Raw genomic sequence first — 1,748 nt, forward strand, 5'->3', positions numbered from 1 at the left:
ACAGCAGGGAAACAAGGCCGGCCAGCAAACCGAGGATGACATAGGGAATAAGTTCCAGGGCACTTACCAGGTGATAATGGGGAACTTCAAAGGCGGGAAAATCACCAAGAAAATGACGGGAAACCACAGTCGCCATCACTGAAGAAATAACGATAGGGCTGAACTGGGCGACGCCGAAATCCCCCAGGATGATTTCAACACTGAACAAAGCACCGGCTATGGGAGCATTAAATGCAGCCGCAATCCCGGCTGCGGCTCCACAGGCAACAAAGATCTTTACCCGCTGGGCGGTTACTCCCAGAAATTGTCCAATCGTAGAACCAATGGAAGAGCCAATCTGGATAACCGGTCCTTCCCGTCCCACGGAACCACCGGAGCCAATGCAAATAGCCGAAGCAAAAAGCTTGGCAATCACCACCCGCGGCCGGATAACCCCGTTTTTCAGGGCAATGGCTTCCATAACCTCTGGGACTCCATGCCCCTTGGCCTCCCTGGCAACATAGTGGACAATCAAACCCACCAATAACCCGCCACCAGTCGGCACCGCTATTTTCACGAACACCGGCAGATCATGCAGATAAGCTAAATCAGGCTGCCAGGCACCCCAGAAGATTTTCTGGAAAAATTTGATCGAAAACTGGATTCCCACAGCTCCGAAGCCACCAATAACGCCGATAATAACCGCAATGATGACCATGAAAGCATGTTCCGTAGCCCGGAAACAATGCAGACGCTCATTCAAGAAATCTCTCAACTGGTTAAGAAAGCGGATAATGTTCTTCAATGGCAATCCTTTGCTGCAAGAAATGAATGAATCAGTTGGGGAATATATTGGCGTTCATTTTCATTAACGATTTTTATCCCCGGAACCCTTGAAAACCAGGTATTCTGGCGTTTGGCATAACGCCTGGTATCCCTGACAATCAGCCTCAGGGCTTCATCTAATGACAACACTCCATGCAGATGGAGAATCAACTGACGATAACCGATACTTTGCAAAGGTTTCAGTTCCGGAGAATACCCCTTAGCCAGCAAATTCCTGACTTCATCCAGAAAACCATGGTTCATCATCTGCTGGACCCGGTTGGCTATCCGTTGTCGAAGAATCGTCCGCTCACAAGCAAGATAAAGGTATAAAAAGGAATATTTTGGTCGGCTGAAACGATGCTGTTCCTGAAAATAATTGATGCTACGACCGGTGGCCAGATAGACCTCCAGAGCCCTGAAAATCCTGGCCTGATCACGAGGTGCAAGGCGGTCGGCAACCAGGGGATCCACCTTTTTCAAATGTTGATATAAACTCTCAACCCCATTTTTTTTCAGTTCATTTTGAACCTGCTGCCGAATTTCAGGCTGAATTTCCGGCAGATCACACAGGCCATACAATAGCGATTTGATATACAAACCCGTCCCGCCGACAATCAATGGCAGTTTCTGTCGAGAGTACAGGTCAGAAATCAGCCCATCAGCATCTGCCTGAAAACGGCCGGCATGATAGGGATCATCAGGTTCAACCACATCCAGCAAATGATGAGGAACTTTTTTCTGTTCTTCCCTGGTTGGTTTCGCGGTCCCGATATCCAGGTAGCGATAGACTTGCATTGAGTCAGCATTGATAATCTCAGCTCCGAAATCCTTTGCCAGTGAAATTGCTGTTGCCGTTTTTCCGGTGGCCGTAGGACCTGATATAATGACTATTTTCAAATATCCGCCGCCCCTGTACCGATGGAAAGGGTTGTGGCTGGATC

The 1,748-nt window shown here is 48.6% G+C and carries 2 protein-coding genes; both read right to left on the bottom strand.

Annotation, left to right across the window (positions count from 1 at the left end; genetic code table 11):
* Positions 1-784, bottom strand: a 784-nt coding sequence (locus U9P07_11785) for a chloride channel protein (protein ID MEA2110088.1), incomplete at its 3' end; no start/stop codon positions are given.
* A partial coding sequence (miaA, locus tag U9P07_11790; protein MEA2110089.1) for a tRNA (adenosine(37)-N6)-dimethylallyltransferase MiaA occupies positions 781-1,748 on the bottom strand: 968 nt, incomplete at its 5' end. The genes miaA and U9P07_11785, both read right to left, overlap by 4 nt.

The sequence above is a fragment of the Pseudomonadota bacterium genome (assembly GCA_034660915.1).
Classification (GTDB): domain Bacteria; phylum Desulfobacterota; class Anaeroferrophillalia; order Anaeroferrophillales; family Anaeroferrophillaceae; genus DQWO01.